The sequence below is a fragment of the Haloarcula sp. H-hyl2 genome, from assembly GCF_056934385.1.
The window spans coordinates 26,318-45,300 of the sequence record NZ_JBRIIJ010000008.1 but is presented as its reverse complement, the minus strand read 5'-3'; the positions used below and the strand labels follow the sequence as shown (position 1 = coordinate 45,300).

The following is an 18,983-nucleotide window of genomic DNA, read 5'->3' as shown; positions in this document are numbered from 1 at the left end:
CTATCTATCCAAAACTTATGACTATCACTAGAGGTCCCTCGGACCATGCGAACGGCGGCTTTGCCGCCGTGAGCAGAGACCGCAGCGAGGCCCTCGACCGGAGCCAGGGCGAGAGCGAAGCTCTCGCGGGCAATCGGACGCTTCGCGTCCGATGACAGCCGGGGCTTTCTGGCTGTTCGTGTCTAAATCCACGGAACCAACCCCGACTGCTAGTGGCGACGCAACCCTGAACTGTCCCCCTGCCCTACACAGTCGTATGTCCGAGCGGCTGGAACTTCCGAACGGCGACCTCGTGGGGCCCGACGACGTCTTCCTCTACAACGGCTATCCCTACCGGCTCGTCTGGCTGGATCACGAGAAGTACGACTTCGAACTCTCACCGCTGTACTGGGGCGACAGCGGGATGGACATCCCCTTCCAGGACCGCGAGGCGCTGGTCGACCAGTGGGGGACCGACTCGCGCGGACTGCTGACAGACGAGGAGTGGGCGGCCTGGATCGAGGACGCCAGCGAGGACGAGCGCTTCGGCGACCAGGAGATCGCGGAACTGGCACGGACACTCCCCGGCGACGCCGAGATCGACCCGTCGTCCGAAGAGAGCGACAGCGGCGGCCTGCGTGATGTCCTGGGGCTGTAGCCGCCGACCGCAACGCGCTTACAGCGTGACGACCAACCCCCGACCATGCAGCCGCCGGAAGACGGGCTCTCGCGCCGTCGCTTCTGCAAGGCAGCGGTCGCCGTCGGCGGGGCCAGCGCCCTCTCGGCGTGTCTCGACCGCGAGCGAACCGACCCGGTCCCGACCGGCGACCGCGATGCCAAACCCGCCAGCCAGCACGCCTGGCGCGAGCACATCCGTCACGACGAACACGGCAACTCCGAACTCCCGAAGCACCAGCTCCTCCTGTACGTCGACCTCGACACCGACGGGCCACCGGGGGAAGACGACCGCGAGAGCGTCTCGACCGCCCTCGCGACGCTCGACCGTGCCTACGAGTGGAGCAACGAGGGGCTGCTGTTCAGCGTCGCGTACTCGCCGGCGTACTTCGACCGGTTCGAGCAGTCCCTCCCGGCCGATCTGGACCTCCACGAACCACGGGCACTGTCCGGGTTCGAGACGCCCACCTTCGACACCCAGGACGCCGTGGTCCATCTGGCCAGCGACAGCCCGGATGTCGTCCTGGAAGCGGAGGAGGCCCTGACCGGCGAGCGGGAGTCCGCCAACGGCGAGGACGTCACCGCTCGACTGACCGACGTCATGAGCGTCGACTCCCGGCGGACCGGGTTCGTCGGTGCCGGCCTGCCCGCACAGAACCAGGATGTCGAGGGTATCCCGGACAGCAAGCCGGTCCCGGAGGCATCGCCGCTGTTCATGGGGTTCAAGGCCGGCTTCGTCGGGAACCAGGCGACCGAGGAGTACGTCACGCTCGATTCGGGCCCCTTCGCCGGCGGGACGACGAAGGCCATCTCGAACCTCCGGCAGCGACTCGGTGACTGGTACGAGGAGCAGGACTATCGCGAGCAGGTCATGGAGATGTTCAGCCCCGGCCACGCCGAGGAGGGACTCGTCGAGGGTATCGGCGCGAACCTCGGCGACAACAGTCAGGTCGACCAGTTCGTCGACGACCTGCTGGACGACGCCCGCGAGTTCGGTCGCGTCGGCCACGCACAGAAGGCAGCCCGCGCCAACCGTGACGACGACGGCAACGTCCGCCTGCTGCGCCGGCACTTCGAGTCGACCGACGACATCGGCTCCGACCAGAAAGTGGCGAGCCTCCACTTCCCGTCGCTCCAGGAAGGCGTCTCCGAATTCGAGGCGGTCCGTCAGGCGATGAACGGCAGCGACGTGCCCGCAGAGACTCCAGCGGTCCGCCAGCGGGTCAACAACGGCATCCTGGAGTACATCTTCGTCCGCCGTCGCGGCTACTTCCTCGTCCCACCGCGGCGCCACCGCTCGCTGCCGACACCGCGTCCGGAGTGATCGCCGGGTTTTCGACGCCGTGACCCGTGGTCGTGATGTGACCTTCAGCATCTGCGTCCGCGAACCGTACACGGACGACGACGGCGTCGAACAGACCCGCTACGGCGTGGCCGTCACCACCCGGTTGGCCGCCGTCGGGGCGCTCTGCCCGTTCGCCACCGCGGACGGTGCCGTCGCCACGCAAGCGCACGTCAACGTCGACCTCGGTCGAAAGGGTGTCACATATCTCGGCGACGGTCTCGCCATCGAGGACGCGCTGGGCGCGCTGCTGGCCGCCGACGAGGAGAGTGCGACCAGACAGCTCCACGGGGTCGACGGCCACGGCACCTACGCGTTCTCAGGCGACGACTGCGGCGAGTGGTTCGGCCACCGTGAGCGCGAATCGTTCACCGTCGCCGGGAACCTGCTGACCGGGCCCGAAGTCCTCGACTCCACCGCCGCGGCCTACGCCGAGAGCGACCGCTCGGCGCCGCTCTCGAAGCGTCTCGTCGACGCGCTGGCGGCCGGCCACGCCGAGGGTGGCGACAAGCGAACGGATCTGGAGGTCCAGTCGGCCGCGCTCCAGATCGCCACCACCGAGGCCCGCGACCTCGAACCCTACGACGAGGACCTCCGGGTGGACGCGACGCGAACGCCAATCGAGGACCTCCGTGAGACGCGTTCGTTGGCCGTCGAGAGCTTCGAGGCAGCCATCGAGAAGTACGAGGACGAAGACTCGACCGACGACACCTGACACTGGACCTAAGGGGCTCGCCCCCGACCGTCCAGCATGGAACTTCTCATCCTCGCAGCCGCTGCCGGCGGCGCCATCGGTCTCGGCGGGACCTACGCGGTCATGCGGTGGCGCTCGTCCGGGAAACGGGCGTCAAAGCGGGCCCACGAGGCCGCACAGGAGCGCGACCCACCGGTCGAACTCGGGTCGAGCTACGAGTTCGGCGTCACCGATTTCTCCGACCACCACTCAGGCGAGCGTGTCGCCGTCGGCAAGGTCGAGGGGTTCGTCCTCTTCGTCGAGGACATCCCGGACGATCTCTCGAACGGCGACGTCATCCGGGCGAAGGTCCTCTCGTTCAACGAGGGTCGGACATCGGCCGACGCGACGTTCGTCGAGTCAGTGTGAGTGAACTGCTGTGCTCTCGTTCGTCGGTGTGAGAGGTGGAATGGGGCGTCCTGCGCGATAGCGCAGGGTTCGGTGTCGCCCTCCCGGCAGATTCTCACCGACGGAAGACGTGCTCGCTCCGCTGCGCGCGACTTCCAGTGTTCGAACCGCCCGGGCCATTTCGATTTCACAGACGACTCGCTGCGCTCGTCGTTGCGAGAAATCAGAAATGGGTTGGGGCGGATTCGAACCGCCGACATCCTCCGTGTGAAGGAGGTATCATAACCGGACTAGATCACCAACCCGCATGCTGTGCTTCCCTACGGCTGGACTTAAGCGTTATCTTCTCCGGAACTCCGGGCGGAATCGGGCAGGTACTCTAGGCGAAGGTTCATGTACCGTGACACAATTGTGTACAGTGAACGATACCCAAGCAAGCTGGGTGGGGACCCTCGATGCCACGACAACAGGTGACAGCCGATCCGATAGCCTCGTACCTCCAGGCGGAGACCGAGCAGTATCGACTCGTCAGCGACGGTGATGCCGTAGAGCGCGACGTCGAGGGATCGGTATCGACACTCGCTCCGACGAACGGCCACGGGTCGGTCCTGGTCGTCACGAACAGCCGACTCCTCTTCGTGGTCGGGGGAGGTGAACGCGCCGGGGAAGACGCGCTCGTCTCTATCCCCTACGCGGACCTCCGAGACGCGACCGTGACCAACGGGTTCCTGCGTTCGAAGGTCGCCATCGAAACCACCGACGAGGAGACGTACACGCTCTCGCCGGACGACGGCGACATGGACGCCGTGGGCGAGTTCCTCGACCGGCTCTGCAAGAAGTGCGACCGGGTGCGGACCCTGCTCGACAAGGCGGATATGAACAGCCAGAGCGTGGACACCGCCCCCGAAACGCCGGTCGACGCGGTCGAGAGCACGACCACGGAGAGTACGCTGACCAGGGCTCACGGCGTGTTACAGGACATCGAAACCGAGCACGACGTCGACCCCGGAGTGCTACAGGAGCGACTCGAAACGGTGTGGTTACAGAACTATCGGGAGCGTGGGGACCGCCTCGAAGCCCGTGCGGACGAACTTCTCGGTTCGGATCCAGAGCGGGCACGGCGCTGTCTCGCAGCCGCTCGCGACAGTTACGACGAGGCCCTCTCGATTGCAACGGATCGGTCGTTCGACAGTGCCGCCGAGCTACAGGCTCGGTGTGACGAACTCGCCGAGCGCGTCGACGAACTCGAACTCAGTCAGTGGGAGTGGGGTGGCGGCGACTGACCGTTCCGGCGGACCCGTGCCTACGCTTCGGGCTGCTCGCTCTGTCGGTAGTCACCGATCTTCTCGCGGGCGTCCTTGATCGCCTGCTCGGCGTCACCCTCCGCTCGCTTCTGGAGGTCCTTCAGATCGGACTTGACCTTGTCGAGTCGGTTCGGTTCGGGTTCTTCCTCCTTGCCGGTGAGTTCGCGGAACCGCTCTTCGACCGGTTCGAGTTCCTCTTTGACGCCCTTCGTGGCCGTCTCGCCGGCGCGCTTGAGGTAGTACCGTGCGTCTTCGAAGTGTTTGTTCATATCTGTCCCTACGGAGACAACGAATAAATCCTTTGTGCCCGATTCGGGGTTCCCGGTTCCGGGGGACGAACCGTTATCCGCTGTCGGGCGTAACGGCGGTATATGTTCACACGCATCTCGATCCCGACCCCCTTTCAGGTCGGTGCGGTCAACGCCTACATCGCCGGCCGGACTATCGTCGACCCCGGCCCGGACAGCGAGGAGGCGTGGTCACGCCTGCTGGAGGCGCTGGAAGCGCGTGGTCTTGCTCCCGGCGACGTCGAGCAGGTCCTGGTGACTCATCCCCACCCCGACCACTTCGGGCTGGCCAAACGGCTCAGCCGGGCCGGTGCCAGCGTCCTCGCGAGCGTCGACGCCGAGCCGATCATGGCCGACTTCGCCGCGCGGCTGGACGCCGAACAGACGTACTTCGTCGACTTCTTCGAACGCTGTGGGACCTCCAGGGAGACCGCCGAGACGGTCACCCAGCTCCCGGAGGCGTTCCTGGCGTACGCACAGAGCGTCGAGACCGACCGGACGCTCGAGGCCGGCGACACCGTCACGGTCGACGACGAGCCGCTGACCGTCGATACCGTGGCAGGCCACTCCGCCGGCGAGATCATCTTCTCCTACGACCACACGGGCCGGCGGGAGGCGATCGTCGGCGACAACGTCCTGGCCGACATCACGCCAAACCCCTTTCTTCAGCCCCCCGACGAACCGGATGGGCCGCGCCCGCGGGTCCTCCCGGCGTTCAACGACTCGCTCCGCTGGCTCCGCGAACAGGGCCACGATCGGTTCCTCACCGGGCATCGGGAACCCGTCGAGTCACCACAGGAACGGATCGACGCGATCCTCGACGAACACGAACAGCGGACCGACGAAGTGGCCGACATCGTCAGCGAGGGCGTGACCACGCCGGTCGAAGTGATGACGGCGCTCTTTGGTGACCTGCCCGCCACCGAGTACTTCTCGGGGATGAGCGAGGCTGTCGGACATCTGGACGTGCTGGAAGCGCGCAATCGCGTCGAGAAACGGGAGAACGGCGGCGTGTTCGTCTACGAACGCCGTTAGATCAGTGCGACGGCCTGGGAGGCCAGGTCCGAGACGGCCGTGAAACCGGGCAGCAGGAGCACCGTCACGACGGCCGCGGCGATGATGGCAGTGTACAGCCCCGTCGGGTACGACTCGATGCTGCGCTCGCCCGTGGGTTCCTCGATCCACATCGCCTTGACGACCCGCGAGTAGTAGAACAGCGACAGCGCGCTGTTGACGATGAGCGCGAACGCCAGCGAGTAGGCGCCGACGTTGACCGTCGCCTCCAGCAGGTAGAACTTCGAGAAGAACCCGCCGCCGATCGGCAGGCCGGCCAGGCTGAACAGGAAGATCGTCATCGCCGCACAGGCGAGCGGCGCCTGCTGTCCCAGACCGTTGTAGTCCTCGAAGCGCCGACCGATGCCCCAGTACTCCGCCAGCGCGATGAACAGGAACGCGCCGGTGTTCATGAAGCCGTAGACGAGCAGGTGTGCCATCCCGGCGCTCATGCTGAACGCCAGGCCCTCACCGGACGAGGACAGCGCTGCCAGCCCGATGAGCACGTAGCCGGCGTGCCCGACGCTGGAGTAGGCCATCATCCGCTTGACCGTCTCCTGGGTCGCCGCGGCGAAGTTCCCGATGAACATCGTCGCGATGGCCAGGATCTGGAAGGCGACGACCCAGTTGATCGCCTCGACCGGCCCACCGAGCAGCGACTCGATGGGGAAGGCGACGGCGAACGCTCGGAACGCCAGCACGAAGCCGGCGGCCTTCGACGCCGAGGAGAGGAACGCCGAGACAGGGGCGGGTGCGCCTTCGTAGGCTTCGGGCGCCCAGAAGTGGAACGGTACCGCAGCGGTCTTGAACGCGACCCCGCCGATGATCATCAGGATGCCGACGCCGAGGATCGACATCGGCACCTCGGGGCTCCCGCTCTGTGCCTGGACGGTGCCCTCGACGACGGTCTGGACGACGCCACTGTCGATAGCCGCCGCGACGCCGTCGAAGCGGAACACACCGGTCGCGGCGTACACCAGCGAGATGCCGTACGCGAGGACCGCCGACGAGACCGCACCGATGAGGAAGTACTTCAGGCTGGCCTCGACGCTCCCCTTGTTCTTCTTCAGGAACGCGACGAGTGCGTACGAGGGCAGCGAGATGAGTTCGAGTGCGACGAAGGCCGTGGCCAGGCTGTTGGCCGCACTCAGCACCGACATACCGGTCGCGGCCAGCAGGACGAGCGCGTAGAACTCGGCCTGGTAGCTGTGGTCCGCGATGTAGTCGTAGCTCGCGAGCGCCACGAGCGCAGTGACGCTGGCCACGATCACCATGAAGAACAGCGCCATCTGGTCGACGACAAGCTGGCCGTTGAACAGTACCGGCGTCCCCTGGCCACCCTGGCTCTCGGGGATACCGGTGCCGCCGACGATGAACCAGACGGCCAGCGCCAGCGACGACAGCCCGCCGAGCACGGAGATCCCAGCCAGCAGTTCGCTGTTGGTCGTATCGGGGTCGACGCTGTCGACCAGGAACAGGAGCAGTGCCGCGACACCGAGCGCGAGCGCTGGTGCCATACCTGCCCACGACGGCAGCTGGTGGACCATCTATGCACCACCTCCGACGAGAGAGACGAGCGAGTTTTGGATCATCTGGTACGAGAGGTCGGGTGCGACACCCAGGACGATGACCAGCAGTAACAGCACCACGAGCGGTGCGACGTCGTGGAGCGGCGCCGGGGTCACGTCGTAGTCGGTGCCGAGTTCGAACTCACCGAACAGCGTGCGCTGCATCGCCCACAGCAGGTAGCCGGCGACGACGACGATACCGAACATGGCCGCGCTGGTCAGGATCGGTGCCGCACCGCCCAGGGTCGGCGCGTCGAAGGCACCCTGGAAGATCAGGAACTCGGCGGCGAAGCCGGCCATCAGCGGCAGGCCCATGTAGCCGAAGGCCGCCGCGACGAAGACAGCGATGGTCCGGGGCATCCGATCCGCGAGCCCGGACATATCGCCGACCATGCGCGTGTGGGTCGTGTTGTAGATGACGCCGACGGACATGAACATCAGCCCGGAGATGAGGCCGTGGGCGACCATCTGGAAGGTCGCACCGCCCATCCCGTGGGGCGTGAAGGCCACGAGTCCCAGGATGACGTAGCCCATCGACGAGATCGAGGAGTACGCGACGATGCGTTTGAGGTCCCGCTGTGCGAGCGCGAGCATCGCCCCGTAGATGACGCTGACGACACCGACGATCGCAAGCGGGATTGCCAGCGTTCTGGCGGTGTCGGCGAGCATCGTGAAGTTGAACCGCAGCAGTGCGTAGGTCCCCATCTTCAAGAGTACACCGGCCAGCATCACCGACACCGGCGTCGGCGCCTCGACGTGAGCGTCGGGGAGCCACGTGTGCAGTGGGAAGACGGGCACCTTCACCGCAAAGCCGAAGAACATCAGGAGGAACGAGATCGTCGCCAGGCTGAAGCCGGCGATCTCGGGCAGTCCCGACGCCGTCCGGAAGGCCTCGGCCATCGCCGGCAGGGCCAGCGACGTCAGGTCCGTGTTGAACACCAGCGCGAACAGGCCGGTGAACATGATCAGCGAGGCCACGTTCGTGTAGACGAAGAACTTGATCGCGGCGTACTTGCGCCGGGGGCCGCCCCAGACACCGATCAGCAGGTACATCGGGATGAGCACGCCCTCCCAGAAGACGAACCAGAGGAAGAAATCGAGCGCGGTGAACACGCCGATCAGGCTCGTCTCCATGAACAGCATCAGCCCGTAGAACTGGGACTGCCGTTCGTCGATTGGCGTCCACGCCGAGACGATCGCCAGCGTGGTCAGGATGGTCGTCAGCGCGAGCAGCGGCATACTGACGCCGTCCAGACCGACGTAGTACGCGATCTGGAAGCCGCCCAGTTCCATCCACGGAATCTGCTGACTGAAGGCGACATCACCGGGCGAGAGCAGTGCGTTGCCCGCCCCCTGGTGCTGGGTCAGGTAGACCCAGTACATGTAGACGGTCACGAGGACCGGGACAGCGCTGATACCGGCCGCGAGTTTGCCGGCGTAGCGGTCCGGCGAGAGCAGGACGAGGCCGGTTCCGAGCAGTGTCAGAGCCAGTAGTACAGCGACCAGCATTCAGAACCACCCCCCCACGACGCCGAAGAAGCCAAGCAGCAGTACGAGGCCGAGCGTCAGGAGCGCGGCGTAGTTGCTGACGACACCGGACTGGATACGCCGGATGCGGCTGCCGCCGAACAGACTGACGCTGGAGATGCCGTTGACGACACCGTCGACGACGCCCTGGTCGAACTTGTCCATCGCGCGAGCCAACGGATAGGTGAGCCCGGTCGCGAGCCACACCTGGTACTCGTCCTGGTAGTAGTTGTGCATGAGTAGCGTCTTCAGACCGCCCAACTTGTCCGTGTGCTCGACCGGGTCCGGGCCACGATAGAGCGCGGTCGCGGCGCCGGCGCCGGCGAGCGCGAGACCAAGCGAGACGCCGGCCGACGCCAGCAGCGTCGGTGTCTCACCCAGCGGGTAGCCGGCCGCAACGTGTGAAACATCGTGCAGCAGCACCTCGTAGTGGTGGAGGCCGGTGTTCAGTGCCGCCGGCCAACCGCCCTCCTCGGGGCCGAGGAGCCACTTGTGCAGATAGTCGATGTGGAGCCCGGTCAGTTCCGCGACGGGCTTCATGTTGATGAACCCGACCGTCGCGGCCAGCACGCCCAGCACCGCGAGTGGCCCCTTCACGTTCCAGTGGACCGGTTCGGGATCACGTGCGGTGTCGGTCCGTGCGTTGCCGTGGAAGGTCAGGTAGACCATCCGGAAAGTGTAGAAGCCGGTGAAGAAGACGGCCAGGAGCCCCATCGCGTACGCGAGAAGGTAGGCCGTCCCGAGACCGCCCTCGCTGCCGAAGCCGTGGATGAGTGCCTCGTACAGCACCTCGTCTTTCGACCAGAAGCCGGCGAAGGGGACGATACCGGCCAGTGCCAGCGACCCGGAGAGGAACGTCCAGTAGGTCACTGGCATCCGGTCTTTCAGACCGCCCATGTCCCACATGTTCTCGTTGTGGTGCATGGCGATGATGACCGATCCGGCGCCCAGGAACAGCAGCGCCTTGAAGACGGCGTGGGTGGTCAGGTGGAAGACCGCCGCGATGTAACCACCCGAGCCCAGCGCAAGCATCATATAACCGTACTGGGAGATGGTGGAGTACGCGAGCACCTGCTTGATCTCCTGTTTGACCAGGCCCATCGTCGCCGCGAACAGCGCCGTGAAGCCACCGATCAGCGCGATGACCGCGAGCGCGGTCGGCGAGATGGCGTAGAAGCCGTACATGCGCGCGACGAGGTAGACACCGGCCGCGACCATCGTCGCCGCGTGGATGAGCGCCGAGACCGGCGTCGGACCTTCCATCGCGTCGGGGAGCCACGTGTGCAGCGGGAACTGCGCGGACTTCCCGATGACGCCGCCGAGCACGAGCAGTCCCAACACCGTGAACCAGGCCTGCGCGCCCAGTCCGACGGTATCGAGCATCGCGATGGGGCCCGTCTCGCCGTCGACGACGGCGTGTTCGGCCAGCACCGGGAACGACTGTGCGACGACCTCGCCGTTCTGCGTGATCGGGGCGAAGAGGCCGGTCCCGAAGGTCGCGAAGATGCCCACGACGCCGATGAGGAAGAAGTAGTCACCGAAGCGGGTGACCAGGAACGCCTTCTTCGCGGCGCTGGGCGGGCCGTCCTCGCGGAACCAGAAGCCGATGAGCAGATACGAACACAGGCCCACCAGCTCGAAGAACATGAACGCCATCAGCAGATTGTTCGCGACGACGAACCCGAGCATACTCGCCGTGAACAGGCCGAGGCCGGCGTAGTAGCGCGGCAGGCCCGTCTCGCCCTCGTCGTTCATGTAGCCGAGCGAGAAGACGTGGACGAGGAACGCGATCAGACAGACGATCAACAGCATGAGCGCGGATAGCGGGTCGATGAGCAGTCCGAAGCGGAGCTGGACCGACTCGACGCCCGCGACCCACGTGTAGATGAACTCGTTGTAGGACGTACTGCTCCCGGTGAACCCGGCGACGGTCAGCGCGACCCAGATCGAGAGCAGCAGCGAGCCACCCGTCGCGGTGATGCCGGCCAGCGCGCCGCCCTTGGGCATCCGGTCGCCGGCAAACAGCGCGACGAGGAACGATACGAACGGCAACAGGACGATCGCCGGAGCGTATGTGAATGCAGCCATTGTTACCACCTCATCGTCGTCGCCTTCGTCACGTCGATATCACTGAAGTTGCGGTACAGGACCAGGATGATACCGATCCCGACGGCCACCTCGGCCGCAGCGATCGCCATCGTGAACAGCGAGAACACCTGTCCCGAGATGTTGCCGTGCTGGAGCGAGAACGCGACGAAGTTGATGTTCGCCGCGTTCAGCATCAGCTCGACGGACATCAGGAAGATGAGCGCGTTCTTCCGGGTCAGGATACCGAACAGGCCGATACAGAACACGGCCGCGGACAGCAGGAGGTACGCCTGGACCGGGATCATTCGGCGTCACCCCCCGATGGCTCGCCACCGTCGGCGGCGACGGCAGTTGGCTCGTCCGTCTGGGTACCGAGGCTCACGTTCTCGCCCTCGTCCTCACGCTTTGCGAGCATCACCGCGCCGTCCAGCGCAGCGTCGAGGAGCACACCGATGAGGAGGAACGCGACGATGAAGCCCTCACCGTTGACGGCCGCCTGGTCCTCTCCCATGATCGCACCCGGTGCGATGTCGAACATCGCCGCACCGAGACTCTTGGTGACGGCCGCACTCTCGGGGAACCCGGTCGGCGTCGGGAACGACGCCGTCAGGAACACACCACCGAGCACGAGGAACAGCGCGATCGCGGCCAGTCCGGCCGTGAGACTCCCCTCGGTGCTGAGTTCGGGTTTCGTTGTCATGGTGCCACCTCGATGACTGACTCGTCCTCGCGGGTCAACATCACCGCGAAGGTGATGAGGATGAGGACGCCACCGACGTACACCAGAATCTGCATCGTTGCGACGAATGCGGCCTGGTTCATGACGTAGAACACGGCGACGCTGAGCAGTGACACACCCAGTAACAACGCCGAGTGCCAGACGTCGCGCACTAACACGACGCCTGACGCGCTGCCCACCGTGACCACGGCGAACAACGCGAACGCGATTGACTCGTACAGTCCCATCTTGTCTTGAACCTCTTGCCGGCGCCCCTTTGAAGATTCCTCTTTCGCCTCGCCACCTTTTTCCCGCTCGGGTGGCCGCTGGCCACCACTCGCGGCAACAACGTGGTTCTCGTGAGCGAAGCGAACGAGAGCTCGAAAGACGAGCGAAAGCGAGTCTTTCGGTGGCGAAAACGGCGCCCCCTCACTCTGTTCGGGGCCGAGAACCGCGCTCGCTCCGCTCGCGCGGACAGAACAGCTAGTCAGCACATCACAGACTGTTGCTGTAGCGACAGAAAGAGAAGGAAGGTCCGTTCGAGTCCGCGCTGAACTACTGGTAGTCCACTTCGCCTTCGCCTTCCCCGATCCAGGCGCCCCGGTCGGGTTCACGCGACTCCAGCGGATCACTATCCTCCACCTTTTTCTGCGTCGGGTAGCCTCGCGTCGCTCGGCTACCGCTCCTCGAAAAACGTGGGCGAAAAAACGGGCACTCACTGCGTTCGAGCCCGCAAACAGGTGGATCGCCGCCGGATGCGGGATTACTGGTAGTCCACTTCGCCTTCGCCTTCCCCGATCCAGGCGCCCCGGTCGGGTTCACGCGACTCCAGCGGGTCGATGTCCTTGTACCACGGGACGTTCTTCAGTTGCTCCTTGTCGTAGGCGAACTCGTCTTTCGTGTCCGCCGTGAACTCGAAGTTCTGGGTCAGCAGGATGGCGTCGGTCGGGCAGACCTCCTCACAGAGCCGGCAGTAGATACACTGGCCGATGTGGAGGTTGTACTGCTCGCCGTTGCGCTGGTCGTCCATCACGATCTGGATGGTGTTGTTCGGACAGACGTTCTCACACTGTCGACACCAGATACACCGCTCCTGGCTCCACTTGTGGACGCCACGGAAGCGGGGGCTCACCTCGGGGGCGACGTCAGGGTACTCGACCGTGAACGTCTCCCCGTCGAGGGCGTGTTTCATCGTCGTCGCCATGGATTTCAGGATGCCGATCATTGTGAATCACCGCCGTTGTCGTACGCCGTCGTCGTCATACGTTGACCACCCCGACGATGGCGGCCGTCAGCACGAGATTGGCCAGCGAGAGCACGAGCATGCCCTTCCAGCCGATCTCGATGAGCTGGTCGATCCGGACACGGGGGACCGCCGACCGCGCCCACTGCGTGAACAGGAACACGGCCCACATCTTGATGATGAACCAGACGATGCCGGGCAGGACCGGCCCGGCCGGGCCACCGAGGAAGATGGTCGCGACAATCGCGCCACCGAGGAAGATGTGGATGAACTCACCGAGGTACATCAGCACGAAGTACACCGACGAGTACTCCGTCTGGTATCCGGCGACAATTTCAGTCGGCGCCTCGGGGATGTCGAACGGGTTCCGCCCGACCTCCGCCAGGTTCGCGATCATGAACAGGACGAACGCGAACGGGTTGACGAACGCGTACCAGGCCGGCAGCGGGCCGATCAGGGACTGCTGCTGGGCCATGACGATCTCGCTCATCTGGAGCGAGCCCGCGAAGATGACCACGGACGCCCCTGTGAGGATCAGCGGGATCTCGTAGGCGATGTTCTGTGCCACTGCGCGCAGTCCGCCAAGGAACGAGTACTTGTTGTTCGAGGCGTAGCCGGCCATCACCAGACCGACCGACGCGATGGAAGCCGTCGCGAAGACGTAGGCGAGTCCGACCTCGGGATCGGCGATCTGGATGTTGTACTGCATGTCCATCGGGATGACCGCGAACCCGAGGAGTGCAGACCCGGACAGTACGAGCGGCGCGAGGTCCCAGGCCGGGCGGTCGACGCCGTCGGGAACGACGAGTTCCTTCGAGAGCAGGCGGACGGCGTCGGCCACGATGATGAGTAGCCCCAGCGGCCCGACACGGTTGATCGCGATTCGGTCCGTGAACGCCGCCGTGATCTTCCGTTTCGCCCAGATGACGATCGCCGTGTTCGTCAGGACGAACGACCCGACAGCCGCCGAGGCGATCAGCGCCATCACCAGGATGACGCCAGGGTTCGTCGGGTCCAGCCCGAGCAGTTCCGCGAGCATCTCGGGCAGTGGTGCGCCACCGCTCTGCATCAGCGATCGACCTCCCCGAGGACGATGTCGAGGCTGCCCAGCGAGGCGATCATGTCCGGAATGTACTCACCCTGGGACATCTCCGGCAACGTCTGGAGGTTCGAGAAGCACGGGCTCCGGATCTTGAACCGGGCCGGCTTGTCCGTGCCGTCAGAGCGGATGTAGATGCCGAGTTCGCCCTTGGCGCCCTCGACGGCGCGGTAGACCTCCTTGTCCGGGTCCGGGCGCAGCGTCCGCGGGACGTTGGCCTGGATGGTGCGATCGTCTTCGGGCCACTGTTCGAGCAGGTCGACACACTGCTCGATGATCTTCGCTGACTCCTCGACCTCGCGCATGCGGACGAGGACGCGGCTGAAGTTGTCCCCACCTTGCTCGGTGACGACGTTCCAGTCGAGTTCGTCGTAGTAGCCGTACGGGTCGTCCCGCCGGAGGTCGTACTCGACGCCGGACCCGCGTGCGACCGGGCCGGTGGCGCCGTACTGCTTGACCTGGTCCGGCGAGAGGACGCCGGTGTCGACACACCGCATCTGGAAGATCTCGTTGCCCGTGACCAGATCGTGGTACTCTTCGAGCTTGTGTGGGAGGCCGTCGAGGAACTCCCGGACCTTCTCGAAGTACTCCTCGCGGGGCTCCGGGAGGTCCCAGGCAACCCCACCGAGTCGGAGGTAGTTGAACATCAGGCGCTGGCCGGTCAGATCCTCCAGTAGGTTCTGGACGATCTCGCGGTCGCGGATACCGTACTGGAAGACGGCCGTGAAGTCGCCGAAGACGTCCAGCGCGAACGTCGCCAGCGCGAGCATGTGCGAGGCGATCCGGCACATCTCCGCGGACATGGTGCGGATGACCTGTGCGTACTCGGGTACCTCGATGTCCGCCAGGTCCTCTGCCGCGCGGGCGTAGGCCCACTCGTTGAGGATGCCGGCCGAGATGTAGTCCCACCGGTCCGGGTAGGGCATGATCTGGTGACGGTAGGTGCCGTTCTGACACATCTGCTCCTCACAGCGGTGCAGGTAGCCGATGTCGGATTCGAGGTCGGCGATCTGCTCGCCGTCCAGCACCGTCTTGACGTGGAGGACACCGTGGGTCGCCGGGTGGTGCGGACCGATGTTGACGAACATCGTGTCCGAGTCGTTCTCACTCCGGTGGTCCTCCTGGAGCGGGTTGGCGTTCTCGCGCAGCGTGACGATCTGTGGCTGGTTCTGGTTGTAGTCCTGACTGAGCGGGTGGCCAACCCAGGTGTCCGGCAGGAGGATCCGCTTGAGATCCGGATGGTCGTCGTACTCCAGTCCGACCAGGTCGTAGGCCTCACGCTCGTGCCAGTCCGCCGTCGAGTAGACGCGCGCGGCAGACTCGTTACCAGGGTCGTCCTTGGGCGAGGGGACGACGATCGACAGCTCCTGGGTCGGATCCTCGTACTTCTTGAGGTGGTAGATCGTCTCGTAGCGGTCGTCGTACTCCTGGCCGGTGACACAGGAGAGGTGGTCGAAACCGGCCTCCGTCCGCAGCGTCGAGAGGACGTCCTGTACCTCGTCGGGACGGATGACGAAGCCCTCGGCGTTGACGTGCTGTTCGCGCTCGAGGACGTGTCCGTCGAGCAGGGCGGCCAGCGCGTCGTAGTCGAGCCCGTCGTCGGTGACCCCGACGTCGACCGTCGTGTCCGGTGTTGGTTCTTCGAGACTCATTGGTGATCAGGGGGAGTCGTCCCAGTTGTACCGCATCACGAGGTCGTCCTCGTCGATCTCGTCGGCGAGTTTCTGGACGAGTTCGTCCTGTTCGAGGTCGCCGAACTGTTCGAGCTCGTAGGGTTTGACCGTCACCGGCGAGGACTCGCCGTTGGCGATGCGTTCCTGGAGCTTCGCGACGCCGTAGATGAGTGCCTCGGGGCGGGGCGGGCAGCCGGGGACGTGGATGTCGACCGGGATGACCTCCTCGGCGCCCTTGACGACGTTGTACCCCTCCTGGAACGGACCGCCGGAGACGGTACAGGAACCCATCGAGACGACGAACTTCGGCTCGGGCATCTGGTCGTAGACCCGCTTCATCCGCGGGGCGAACTTCGAGACGATGGTCCCGGGGACGATGATGACGTCCGCCTGGCGGGGCGACGCACGCGGGACCCCGGCGCCGAAGCGGTCGAGGTCGTGTTTGATCGCATACGTGTGGATCATCTCGATGCTACAGCAGGCGATCCCGAACTGTAGCATGAACATCGAGGAGCCGCGCACCCAGTTCATGAACTGGTCGAACTTGGTGAGGATGAACGGCGTCGAACCGAACGCTTCGCGGAGTTTGGAGTTGAAGCGGTCGTCCGCGCCGTCGCCCATCCGGGCTTCTCGTGTCGATACGTCCGTCGGCGGTGTCTGGTCACTACTCATATGTATCTGCCCCCTTCGTTACCGTCGGGTTCCGCACCCAGCGCACTGCGCCGTTGCGCCACGCCCAGGCGAGTCCGACGACGAGGATGCCGAGGAACGCCGCCATCGGTAGCAGAACCCTGCTGAGGCCGACGGCCGACACCGCGTCGCTGTAGATGAGGGTCCACGGGAAGATGAGGACCGTCTCGATGTCGAAGACGACGAACAGCAGCGCGACCATGTAGTACTGGATGTTGAAACGAATGTGCCGGCTGCTTCCCGTCGGCACCTCACCGGACTCGTAGGTGGTGCTTTTGCCCTGTTCGGGAACACTCGGCCGCAGGAGACTCGACGCTGCCATCATCCCGAGCGGGATGGCGAGCCCCACGACCGCGAGTGCCCCGATGGCGATCCATGCATTACTCATTCCGGAATCTCCTATCGTTCGCCGGTTAGAAGTACTCGCATATAAGGGTTCATTGTTCGGGTTTCTGGCCCGTCACGCCCCGTCGGCCGAGGTCGTGAGACGGGTCGGTTCCGTCCGCTCTCCCGGCGATAATGGTTCGGTATCCGTCACGTCAGGGCCGAAGCGGATGCGCGCGCGTCACTCGTCCCAGTATTCGGCTTTGAATCCGGGCGTTCCGAGTTCGTGGAGGTCGCGCGAGACCTCGCCCACCTCCTCCTGGAGGCCCCGGTGGTAGTCGACGAGTCGGTCACGGAGGTCGTCGTGCTCGCGCGCGAGAATCTGGGTGGCGCTCAGCGCCGCGTTGAAGGACTTGCCCGCGTCGACGGCCGTGATGGGAGCCCCCTGTGGCATCCCGATGACCGAATCGACCGACTTCTCCTGGACCGGGACACCGATGACCGGGAGCGGGTAGGCAATGGAGGCGGTCATGTTCGGCAGGTCCGCGGACTTGCCACCCGCACCGGCGATGATGACGTCGATACCCCGGTCGGCGGCGGTCTCCGCGTACGCGTACATCAGTTCCGGCGTTCGGTGGGCCGAGACGACGAACGTCTCGAAGGTGAACCGGGCATCGGGCGCATCGGTGTAGTCGGTCTGTTCCTCGAAGCCGAGTTCGTCGGCGAGTGCGGCGGTCGCGCCGGGCCGTTTCCCCTGCCCGCCGGCCATCGTCGCCAGATCCGAGTCCGAACCCATGATGATTCCCACGTCAGGCGTCGCGGCGTCGGGCCGGTCCATCGCCGCTTCCTCGTGCAACTGGTCGATGAGCGACTGTACGCTGTCGGCTGTCATAGCGGGACCTGCGAGCCGTTGCTCCTAAGGGTATGCGGTTTCCCCGCCGACGGCCGACAGGGACGGGTGACCCAGAAAGGAAACGCTCTTGGCCCGTACCGACACACCGTCGTACATGAGCAACGGGGACGACGAGACAGAAGCCGACGCCGACGCGGCCGACACCGACACGGCCGACAACGGTGGCGGCGACGTGACCGCCGACGCACTCGAATCGCGGCTCGACGAGGCCGGCAACGCCCTCGAAGCCGCAGAGACGGAGGCCGACCTGGACGAGATCGAAGCGACGCTGGACGACATCGAGAGCGCGCTTGAGTCCGCCGCCCTCCCGGAACCGGACGAGGACGACGAAGACGCGGCGGACCCGCGCGAGGAACTGGAGTCTCAGCTCTCGGACCTCCGAGAGGACCTCGAAGAACAGCGCGGTCCGTACGCCGAGGACGTCGTCGATATCGTCGAGACGGCACAGTCCACCGTCGACGACAGCGAGTGGACCGAAGACGGTGAGGACGAGGCCCTCGAAGCGGTACAGACGTTCCTCGACGCCGCCGGCGAACACGTCACCCACGGTGCCGGGACCGACACGGACCTCGTCAGCGCCGCCGCTGCGCTGGAGACCGTCGCCGACGCCATCGCCGACGCCGGACTGGATGCCGACGAGGACGCCGAGACCATCGCCGCACTGCTCGAGGTCGCCGAAACCCTCGAGGACGACCTGGAGGCAGCCGAGGTCTGGAGCGACCTCACCGTCCAGGAACAACTGGACGCCCGCGGCTTCTACGACGTCCTGACCAACGAAAACCGCAAGGACTTCCCGCCGGAGTGGAACGCAGCCAAGATCCACGCCAAGGAAGGCAACATCGAGGACGTCCTGTTCGCGTTCGACAACCTGGGGTCGGAGTTCATGGAGGAGTACATCATCGACATCTTCTACCACCTCGGGAGCGACGCCGAGCCAGCCTTCGACGCGATGCACCAGAAGGCCCAGCGACGGGACAAGGGGCCGATCAAGGTGCTCGGCAAGATCGGTGACGACCGTGCCTGCGAGACACTCCACGACTTCATCGACGGGGACGGCGACCCGGCGCTCCAGAAGGTGACATTGCGTGCGCTAGGCGCCATCGGCAGTCCGGAGTCGGTCCAGCCGGTCGCCAACCGCCTCGACGCCGACAACGAGGACATCCGGTCGGTCGCGGCCCGAACCCTCGGCTTGCTCGGCGACACCCGTGCCGTCGAACCGCTGGCCGACGTGCTGGAGAGCGACGACAGCGACCAGGCCCGCGCGTCCGCCGCCTGGGCGCTCCGACAGATCGGAACCGAGCGCGCCCTCGACGAGGCCGCCCAGTACGTCGACGACCGCGCATACCTGGTCCAGGCCGAGGCCGAGAAGGCCGCCAGCGCTTGATACTGTCGGCTGTACGTCGTTCGGGAATTTCGCCA

Annotated in this window: 20 protein-coding genes, 1 tRNA gene and 1 pseudogene; 7 read left to right on the top strand and 15 right to left on the bottom strand. The window is 65.4% G+C overall.

What is annotated here, in order from left to right; translation table 11 throughout:
* Positions 1–256: 256 nt before the first annotated feature.
* The 4 genes from Hhyl2_RS21985 to Hhyl2_RS21970 are packed head-to-tail and all read left to right on the top strand — an operon-like array spanning position 257 to position 3,098.
* Positions 257–637 carry a hypothetical protein gene (locus Hhyl2_RS21985; RefSeq protein WP_483552927.1) on the top strand — a complete coding sequence of 127 codons (381 nt, stop codon included), beginning with the start codon at positions 257–259 and terminating at the stop codon, positions 635–637.
* A 45-nt stretch (positions 638–682) separates the two neighbouring features.
* Complete coding sequence (locus Hhyl2_RS21980) at positions 683–1,978, top strand: DUF7405 family protein (protein WP_483552926.1); 1,296 nt, start codon at positions 683–685, stop codon at positions 1,976–1,978.
* Between the two features lie 37 nt (positions 1,979–2,015).
* Entirely contained in the window at positions 2,016–2,711 is a 696-nt protein-coding gene (locus Hhyl2_RS21975) for a DUF1028 domain-containing protein (RefSeq protein ID WP_483552925.1), read from the top strand.
* 36 nt (positions 2,712–2,747) lie between these two features.
* Positions 2,748–3,098: a TRAM domain-containing protein gene (locus tag Hhyl2_RS21970; protein WP_483552924.1), complete on the top strand. Its 351-nt coding sequence runs from the start codon at positions 2,748–2,750 to the stop codon at positions 3,096–3,098.
* A 209-nt stretch (positions 3,099–3,307) separates the two neighbouring features.
* Here Hhyl2_RS21970 and Hhyl2_RS21965 read toward each other — a convergent pair.
* Positions 3,308–3,382: transfer RNA gene (locus Hhyl2_RS21965), tRNA-Val, on the bottom strand.
* Between the two features lie 150 nt (positions 3,383–3,532).
* Between Hhyl2_RS21965 and Hhyl2_RS21960 the strand changes: the two genes are divergently transcribed.
* Positions 3,533–4,360: a PH domain-containing protein gene (locus Hhyl2_RS21960; protein WP_483552923.1), complete on the top strand. Its 828-nt coding sequence runs from the start codon at positions 3,533–3,535 to the stop codon at positions 4,358–4,360.
* A gap of 20 nt (positions 4,361–4,380) precedes the next feature.
* Here Hhyl2_RS21960 and Hhyl2_RS21955 read toward each other — a convergent pair whose 3' ends face one another.
* Positions 4,381–4,650, bottom strand: coding sequence for a DUF7553 family protein (locus Hhyl2_RS21955; RefSeq protein ID WP_483552922.1), 270 nt, complete (start codon positions 4,648–4,650; stop codon positions 4,381–4,383).
* A gap of 102 nt (positions 4,651–4,752) precedes the next feature.
* On the opposite strand from Hhyl2_RS21955, the gene Hhyl2_RS21950 reads away from it, so the two are divergent.
* Positions 4,753–5,703: an MBL fold metallo-hydrolase gene (locus Hhyl2_RS21950; RefSeq protein WP_483552921.1), complete on the top strand. Its 951-nt coding sequence runs from the start codon at positions 4,753–4,755 to the stop codon at positions 5,701–5,703.
* On the opposite strand, the gene Hhyl2_RS21945 is transcribed toward Hhyl2_RS21950, so the two are convergent.
* The 13 genes and pseudogenes from Hhyl2_RS21945 to purE form a co-directional block, all read right to left on the bottom strand.
* Positions 5,700–7,268 carry an NADH-quinone oxidoreductase subunit N gene (locus Hhyl2_RS21945; protein ID WP_483552920.1) on the bottom strand — a complete coding sequence of 523 codons (1,569 nt, stop codon included), beginning with the start codon at positions 7,266–7,268 and terminating at the stop codon, positions 5,700–5,702. The genes Hhyl2_RS21950 and Hhyl2_RS21945 overlap by 4 nt on opposite strands.
* The gene (locus Hhyl2_RS21940; RefSeq protein ID WP_483552919.1) at positions 7,269–8,798 is read right to left on the bottom strand and encodes a complex I subunit 4 family protein; all 1,530 of its coding nucleotides are present in this window, start codon (positions 8,796–8,798) and stop codon (positions 7,269–7,271) included.
* Positions 8,799–10,904 carry an NADH-quinone oxidoreductase subunit L gene (gene nuoL, locus Hhyl2_RS21935; protein ID WP_483552918.1) on the bottom strand — a complete coding sequence of 702 codons (2,106 nt, stop codon included), beginning with the start codon at positions 10,902–10,904 and terminating at the stop codon, positions 8,799–8,801.
* A gap of 2 nt (positions 10,905–10,906) precedes the next feature.
* Positions 10,907–11,209, bottom strand: coding sequence for an NADH-quinone oxidoreductase subunit NuoK (gene nuoK, locus Hhyl2_RS21930; protein WP_483552917.1), 303 nt, complete (start codon positions 11,207–11,209; stop codon positions 10,907–10,909).
* On the bottom strand, positions 11,206–11,604 hold the full coding sequence (locus tag Hhyl2_RS21925; protein ID WP_483552916.1) for a proton-conducting membrane transporter: 399 nt from the start codon (positions 11,602–11,604) through the stop codon (positions 11,206–11,208). Before Hhyl2_RS21925 ends, nuoK begins: the two co-directional genes overlap by 4 nt.
* The gene (locus Hhyl2_RS21920) at positions 11,601–11,870 is read right to left on the bottom strand and encodes an NADH-quinone oxidoreductase subunit J (protein WP_483552915.1); all 270 of its coding nucleotides are present in this window, start codon (positions 11,868–11,870) and stop codon (positions 11,601–11,603) included. The genes Hhyl2_RS21925 and Hhyl2_RS21920 overlap by 4 nt, the downstream gene beginning before the upstream one ends.
* A 307-nt stretch (positions 11,871–12,177) precedes the next feature.
* Positions 12,178–12,261: pseudogene (locus tag Hhyl2_RS21915) on the bottom strand (NuoI/complex I 23 kDa subunit family protein); the annotation flags it as partial.
* A gap of 124 nt (positions 12,262–12,385) precedes the next feature.
* A complete protein-coding gene (locus tag Hhyl2_RS21910) occupies positions 12,386–12,847 on the bottom strand; it encodes a NuoI/complex I 23 kDa subunit family protein (RefSeq protein WP_483552914.1) in 462 nt (153 codons plus the stop codon).
* 34 nt (positions 12,848–12,881) lie between these two features.
* Entirely contained in the window at positions 12,882–13,934 is a 1,053-nt protein-coding gene (locus Hhyl2_RS21905; protein WP_483552913.1) for a complex I subunit 1/NuoH family protein, read from the bottom strand.
* Positions 13,934–15,616 (bottom strand): NADH-quinone oxidoreductase subunit D, encoded by a 1,683-nt coding sequence (locus Hhyl2_RS21900; RefSeq protein ID WP_483552912.1) that lies wholly within the window; start codon positions 15,614–15,616, stop codon positions 13,934–13,936. The genes Hhyl2_RS21905 and Hhyl2_RS21900 overlap by 1 nt, the downstream gene beginning before the upstream one ends.
* Before the next feature lie 6 nt (positions 15,617–15,622).
* Entirely contained in the window at positions 15,623–16,309 is a 687-nt protein-coding gene (locus Hhyl2_RS21895; protein ID WP_483552911.1) for an NADH-quinone oxidoreductase subunit B, read from the bottom strand.
* Positions 16,302–16,715, bottom strand: coding sequence for an NADH-quinone oxidoreductase subunit A (locus tag Hhyl2_RS21890; protein WP_483552910.1), 414 nt, complete (start codon positions 16,713–16,715; stop codon positions 16,302–16,304). Before Hhyl2_RS21890 ends, Hhyl2_RS21895 begins: the two co-directional genes overlap by 8 nt.
* A gap of 177 nt (positions 16,716–16,892) precedes the next feature.
* The gene (gene purE / locus Hhyl2_RS21885) at positions 16,893–17,543 is read right to left on the bottom strand and encodes a 5-(carboxyamino)imidazole ribonucleotide mutase (protein WP_483552909.1); all 651 of its coding nucleotides are present in this window, start codon (positions 17,541–17,543) and stop codon (positions 16,893–16,895) included.
* 115 nt (positions 17,544–17,658) lie between these two features.
* Here purE and Hhyl2_RS21880 point away from each other — a divergent pair, with 115 nt between their 5' ends.
* Positions 17,659–18,948, top strand: a complete 1,290-nt coding sequence (locus Hhyl2_RS21880) for a HEAT repeat domain-containing protein (protein ID WP_483552908.1) — start codon at positions 17,659–17,661, stop codon at positions 18,946–18,948.
* Positions 18,949–18,983 lie beyond the last annotated feature (35 nt).

Coding starts and splice junctions, on each gene's coding strand:
- Hhyl2_RS21890 (WP_483552910.1), bottom strand. CDS start 16,715: ATGAGTAATGCATGGATCGCCATCGGGGCACTCGCGGTCGTGGGGCTC.
- purE (WP_483552909.1), bottom strand. CDS start 17,543: ATGACAGCCGACAGCGTACAGTCGCTCATCGACCAGTTGCACGAGGAA.
- Hhyl2_RS21980 (WP_483552926.1), top strand. CDS start 683: ATGCAGCCGCCGGAAGACGGGCTCTCGCGCCGTCGCTTCTGCAAGGCA.
- Hhyl2_RS21920 (WP_483552915.1), bottom strand. CDS start 11,870: ATGGGACTGTACGAGTCAATCGCGTTCGCGTTGTTCGCCGTGGTCACG.
- Hhyl2_RS21960 (WP_483552923.1), top strand. CDS start 3,533: ATGCCACGACAACAGGTGACAGCCGATCCGATAGCCTCGTACCTCCAG.
- Hhyl2_RS21900 (WP_483552912.1), bottom strand. CDS start 15,616: ATGAGTCTCGAAGAACCAACACCGGACACGACGGTCGACGTCGGGGTC.
- Hhyl2_RS21970 (WP_483552924.1), top strand. CDS start 2,748: ATGGAACTTCTCATCCTCGCAGCCGCTGCCGGCGGCGCCATCGGTCTC.
- Hhyl2_RS21945 (WP_483552920.1), bottom strand. CDS start 7,268: ATGGTCCACCAGCTGCCGTCGTGGGCAGGTATGGCACCAGCGCTCGCG.
- Hhyl2_RS21880 (WP_483552908.1), top strand. CDS start 17,659: ATGAGCAACGGGGACGACGAGACAGAAGCCGACGCCGACGCGGCCGAC.
- Hhyl2_RS21895 (WP_483552911.1), bottom strand. CDS start 16,309: ATGAGTAGTGACCAGACACCGCCGACGGACGTATCGACACGAGAAGCC.
- Hhyl2_RS21950 (WP_483552921.1), top strand. CDS start 4,753: ATGTTCACACGCATCTCGATCCCGACCCCCTTTCAGGTCGGTGCGGTC.
- Hhyl2_RS21955 (WP_483552922.1), bottom strand. CDS start 4,650: ATGAACAAACACTTCGAAGACGCACGGTACTACCTCAAGCGCGCCGGC.
- nuoL (WP_483552918.1), bottom strand. CDS start 10,904: ATGGCTGCATTCACATACGCTCCGGCGATCGTCCTGTTGCCGTTCGTA.
- Hhyl2_RS21925 (WP_483552916.1), bottom strand. CDS start 11,604: ATGACAACGAAACCCGAACTCAGCACCGAGGGGAGTCTCACGGCCGGA.
- nuoK (WP_483552917.1), bottom strand. CDS start 11,209: ATGATCCCGGTCCAGGCGTACCTCCTGCTGTCCGCGGCCGTGTTCTGT.
- Hhyl2_RS21905 (WP_483552913.1), bottom strand. CDS start 13,934: ATGCAGAGCGGTGGCGCACCACTGCCCGAGATGCTCGCGGAACTGCTC.
- Hhyl2_RS21985 (WP_483552927.1), top strand. CDS start 257: ATGTCCGAGCGGCTGGAACTTCCGAACGGCGACCTCGTGGGGCCCGAC.
- Hhyl2_RS21910 (WP_483552914.1), bottom strand. CDS start 12,847: ATGATCGGCATCCTGAAATCCATGGCGACGACGATGAAACACGCCCTC.
- Hhyl2_RS21940 (WP_483552919.1), bottom strand. CDS start 8,798: ATGCTGGTCGCTGTACTACTGGCTCTGACACTGCTCGGAACCGGCCTC.